Source organism: Streptomyces sp. SS1-1 (assembly GCF_008973465.1).
Classification (GTDB): Bacteria; Actinomycetota; Actinomycetes; order Streptomycetales; family Streptomycetaceae; genus Streptomyces.
This window is the reverse complement of the sequence record NZ_WBXN01000004.1, coordinates 152,594-155,734: the sequence shown is the minus strand read 5'-3', so window position 1 is coordinate 155,734 and position 3,141 is coordinate 152,594. Positions and strand designations below refer to the sequence as shown.

At 70.1% G+C, this 3,141-nt stretch carries 3 protein-coding genes and 1 pseudogene; all 4 read left to right on the top strand.

All coding sequences use genetic code 11. The annotated features are described in order from the left end of the window. The first annotated feature begins 69 nt into the window (after positions 1-69). Positions 70-372, top strand: a complete 303-nt coding sequence (locus tag F8R89_RS01960; RefSeq protein WP_086867885.1) for a hypothetical protein — start codon at positions 70-72, stop codon at positions 370-372. Between the two features lie 23 nt (positions 373-395). Next, on the top strand, positions 396-1,277 hold the full coding sequence (locus F8R89_RS01955; RefSeq protein WP_225994295.1) for a proline iminopeptidase-family hydrolase: 882 nt from the start codon (positions 396-398) through the stop codon (positions 1,275-1,277). A gap of 19 nt (positions 1,278-1,296) precedes the next feature. Next, complete coding sequence (locus tag F8R89_RS01950) at positions 1,297-2,925, top strand: amino acid adenylation domain-containing protein (protein ID WP_192806023.1); 1,629 nt, start codon at positions 1,297-1,299, stop codon at positions 2,923-2,925. A gap of 38 nt (positions 2,926-2,963) precedes the next feature. Next, positions 2,964-3,121 (top strand): annotated as a pseudogene (locus tag F8R89_RS36545) (murein biosynthesis integral membrane protein MurJ); the annotation flags it as partial. Positions 3,122-3,141: the final 20 nt, after the last annotated feature.

Genomic DNA, 3,141 nt, shown 5'->3' with positions numbered 1-3,141 from the left:
GGGTTCTTGCCGCCTCCGGCCCTTCCTATCGTCAGGGGACCATCGGGTGATCGACAAACGGGAGACGGAATGAGCGCTGACGGCAGCTGGGAGTTCACGATCGACAGCCCCATCGGCAAGCAGAGCCTGTGGGTGGACATGAAGGCGGAGGAAGGCAAGCTGGTCGGCACCTGCCGGGCCAACGGCCAGGTCATCGACCCCGACATCATCGACGGCAAGATCGACGGCGACCTGCTGTCCTTCAAGGTGAAGTCGCACAAGCCGGTCCCGCTCAAGATGACCCTGACCCTGACGCGCAACGGCGACACCATGACCGGCAAGGCGAAGCCCGGCATGTTCGGCACGTTCCCCGTCACCGGGAAGCGGGTCTAGTGATCCGTCCCACTGCCAGAGGCGTGGCGCCGTTCGGTGCGTACAAGACGTGGTACCGGGTCACCGGCGACCTGTCGCCGCACCGGACGGCGCTCGTGGTCGCGCACGGCGGTCCGGGCAGCACGCACGACTACCTGGTGAGCCTGGCCGCCCTGTCCGAACTCGGGGTCCCGGTGGTGCACTACGACCAGATCGGCAACGGCGGCTCCAGTCATCTGCCGGACGCACCGGCCGGCTTCTGGACCGTGGAGCTGTTCCTCGCCGAGCTGGACAACCTGCTGCGGCACCTCGGCATCGCCGACAACTACATGCTGCTCGGGCACTCGTGGGGCGGCCTGCTCGCGGCCAAGCACGCCTCGGCCGCGCCCGCCGGACTCAAGGGCCTGGTCATCGCGGACGCCCCCGCCTCCTATCCGCTCTGGCTGCGGCAGATGGACGTCCTGCGCGCTGCTCTGCCCGCCGGCGTCAACGAGACCCTCCTGCGCCACGAGGCCGCCGGGACGACCGACAGCGACGAGTACCACGCGGCCACCCGCGTCTTCTACGACCGGCACCTGTGCCGCCTCGACCCGTGGCCCCGCGAGTACCAGGCGTCGTTCTTCGAGATGTTCAACGACCCGACGGTCTACTTCACCATGAACGGCCCCAGCGAGTTCCATGTGATCGGCTCCCTGCGCGACTGGGGCGTCACGGACTGCCTCGCGGACATCACGGTGCCGACCCTGCTGATCTCGGGCCGCCACGACGAGGCCACGCCCGCCACCGTCCAGCCGTACGCCGACCTGATCCCCGACGTGCGCTGGGAGATTTTCGAACAGTCCAGTCACGTGCCGCACCTCGAGGAGCCGGAACGGTTCCGCACGGTCCTGACCGAGTACGTGAAGGCCGTCGCGGCCTTCGGGTAGAAGAAGAGGGATGCACAGCATGGCCGACGAGCGCTTCGCCCCCCGCTTCCCCGCCGACACGCTCGACGCGTTCGCGCTCGCGCCGGTGTCCCGGACCCCGGACAAACCCGCCGTGGTGGAGTGCGACGCCTCCGGAACGGTCACGGCCGTGTCCTACCGCGCCCTGGCCCGGCGCGTCGACGCGTACGCCGAAGGACTGACCGCCGGCGGCGTCGGGATCGGCGACCGCGTGGTGGTCGCCTCCCACACCTCGGCGTCGGCGATCGCCGTCATGCTCGCCTGCTCGCGTGTGGGGGCGGTGTTCGTCCCCGTGGACCCCGACATCCCGGCCCTCCGTCTTGACGCCATCATCGAGACCACGGACGCGGCGGCCGTCCTGCGCCCCGCAGGCGCCGCCACATCCGACCACGGCAGGGCACCCTCCGGCACGTTCGAAGCGGACGGCCGTATCACGCTCACCGGTGCGCGGACGCCCCGAACACGCCACCGCCGCACCACCGTGGGCGGCGACCCGGCCTACATCATCTTCACCTCGGGAACCACCGGCCGCCCCAAGGGCGTGGTGATGAGCCATCACTCGGCGCTGGCCTTCTACCGCGGCACCCAGCGCTTCGGCGCGGTCACGCCCGACGACCGAGTGGCGAGCACCTCACCGCTCGCCTTCGACGTCGCCCTCTTCGACATCTGCGTCACCATGGGCACGGGCGCCACCCTGATCGCCGTACCCCGCGCGTACCTCAGCTTTCCGCGCCGCCTGCTCGGCCACCTCGAGGCAACCGGAGCCACCGTCGTGCACGGAGTCCCCTCGCTGTGGCGGCCGTTGCTCCGGCACGAACCGGACCGCGTGGCCGCCCTCGGCGAGCACCTGCGGGGCATCCTGTTCGCCGGTGAGAACTTCCCCCTCGCCGAACTGCGCCACCTGCGCGCCCTGTTGCCGCGCCTGCGCGTGGTGAACGCGTTCGGCGCCACCGAGACCGTGGCCTGCTCGTTCGCCGAGGTACCCGACCCGCTCCCGGAGGACGCCGAAGCCCTGTCCATCGGCCACGGCTACCCCGGCGCCGAGATCCTGCTCCTCGACGAGACGGGCCGGCCCGTCGACGAGCCCGGCGTGGCGGGGGAGATGTACATCCGGTGCCCCTCCCTCTTCTCCGGGTACTGGGACGACCCGGAAGCCACCCGGCGCGTCCTCGTCCCGGACCCCCTCGAACCGCGCTCCGGACAACTGGTCTACCGGTCCGGCGACCTGGCCTACCGAGACGCCTCCGGCGAGCTGTACTTCTGCGGACGCGCCGACAGCATGGTGAAGATACGCGGCAACCGCATCGAACTGGGCGAGATAGAACGGCGACTCACGGAACACCCGGGCGTGACCTCCGCCCTGGTCCTGGCACTCGACGGACCGGACGGCGAAGCCGCCCTCTCGGCCTTCCTCGTGGCCCCCGGCGGCACGGTGACGCCCGCGGAGCTCGCCGAGCGATGCCGACGTTCCATGCCCGTCTACATGACCCCGAAGAGGTTCCTGTTCCTCGACGCCCTGCCCCTGAACGCCAACGGCAAGATCGACCGCACGGCACTCACAGCACTGGCCACGACGGACACCCACGCCCACCCCGACAGAGAGCCCCACGACGAACTGCTCCGGCGGTAGCGACACCATGCTCGGGTCACTGGACCCAGCCCAACAGCACCCCATTACTCACGGCGGCGTGGATCGCGGGCGTCAACATCGCCCTGGCCACCGCGCGTCATGTGATCCTGCCCGCCCGTTGGGCTGTCGTCGGCATGGCCGGCGCCTACACCCTTTCCTGCGTGACAGGACTCGACTCACCGCGCATCTGCTGCGCAGTGGGGTCTCTCCTTGCCA